Annotated in this window: 2 protein-coding genes; both read right to left on the reverse strand. The window is 49.6% G+C overall.

Annotated features, from left to right (window positions below):
* A partial coding sequence (locus SBL16_RS12115; RefSeq protein WP_317954275.1) for a hypothetical protein occupies positions 1-400 on the reverse strand: 400 nt, incomplete at its 3' end.
* Positions 401-658: 258 nt separating this feature from the next.
* Positions 659-916, reverse strand: coding sequence for a hypothetical protein (locus tag SBL16_RS12120; protein WP_216591792.1), 258 nt, complete (start codon positions 914-916; stop codon positions 659-661).
* Between the last annotated feature and the right edge of the window lie 95 nt (positions 917-1,011).

Here is a 1,011-nt window from a genome sequence, read left to right on the forward strand (position 1 = left end):
TGTTATACGTGGGTCTCGACTTGCCATAGCCATGATCATCACATATGGCTTCGTAGCTGATATACAGCTGATCCGGTTGGTACTTTTGATCCAGGTATGCACGCAAAATCGAGCGAAACAGGTCTTTCGCAGGCTTTGATAGCTCAAAAACCTCCTCGATCCCAGCCCCGAAAAATTTCACGAACTCCTCTCTGTCCACGACTTTCTGAATCCCAATCACGGCCATATCCCCAGCAACCTCGCCTGTGGCGTTATTCACCAGTGAGTGATGCGCCGAAGCAAAGCCAGTGACCTTTTTCCCCTTCTTGATGGTGTGGGCCAACTCTCTCGCCCAAGGATTCTCTTTGGCGGAGAGGACAGCCGACCGAGTCGTGTAATAAACCTTTTTCTTATCTGACATTGTAGAAATTCCTAGTATGTTTCTTACTCAAACCGCTAAACAGTCAAGCAAACCGGTAAGAAATCTTATTATTTTTCTGCTTGATGAGTAAGAATCATACCACCGTTTTCAACCAAAAACAACAAGGCCTCTTACTGACCCGATAAGAAATTCAACTTTTCAGGTCAGTGTTTATGCGGGCTACAGGGGTGCTCCTTCTTAGTCTTATATATGGCGGTATTTCCACCGTCCGATCGAGCGAAGCGAGGAGGTGGTGATTCAGCGAATGAGCGAAGCGAAAGAGGTGGTCAGATCGAGCACCGACGAAGTCGGGGGGAGGCCCTGTGCTTTTGCAGCTTCAGCTGCCGCTTTTTCGTCGCGCCTTCTGTCTCTGTAGGCCTTTTGCTTCTCTGCCGGGGTGAGAGCCTTCTCACCGGAAGGCTTGCGGCCGGGCTTCTTGCGGAGCGGGGTGCTCTCGACCTGGGCAACCAGGTCGGCAAAGCCATCGACGGTTTTCTTATCTCTAGGGTCTTTCATAACTACCTCTTCTTATTTGGTAACGCGTTACTTAACATATGAATAGTATATGGTAACGCGTTACCAAATGCAAGCCGCGACGCTACCACTCGTCG

It is taken from the genome of Staphylococcus sp. NWU MK-U1, from assembly GCF_033283505.1.
GTDB classification, from domain to species: domain Bacteria; phylum Bacillota; class Bacilli; order Staphylococcales; family Staphylococcaceae; genus Staphylococcus; species Staphylococcus haemolyticus.

Excerpts from the sequence above, each read along its gene's own strand:
- SBL16_RS12120 (WP_216591792.1), bottom strand. The coding sequence starts at position 916 with ATGAAAGACCCTAGAGATAAGAAAACCGTCGATGGCTTTGCCGACCTG.